The 229-nt window shown below is 70.3% G+C and carries 1 pseudogene; it reads left to right on the top strand.

What is annotated here, in order from left to right:
* A pseudogene (locus tag KVT14_RS21915) lies at positions 1-229 on the top strand (excinuclease ABC subunit B); the annotation flags it as partial.

Here is a 229-nt window from a genome sequence, read left to right as displayed (position 1 = left end):
CACGTGACGTGCCCGCAGATCGGCGGGATGTTCGGGGGCGACATGTCCCGCCAGCGGACCCTCGCCGTCTTCGGGTTCCGGCTGCCGAGCGCGATGGACAACCGACCGCTGCGCTGGGAGGAGTTCGTCGATCGGATCGGCCAGTCGGTCTACCTGTCGGCGACGCCCGGCGACTACGAGCTGGCGATGTCCGACGGCGAGGTCGAGCAGATCATCCGCCCGACCGGCC

The sequence above is a fragment of the Cellulomonas sp. GbtcB1 genome (assembly GCF_019091725.1).
Lineage (GTDB): Bacteria > Actinomycetota > Actinomycetes > Actinomycetales > Cellulomonadaceae > Cellulomonas.
This window is presented reverse-complemented; position numbering and strand designations above follow the sequence as displayed.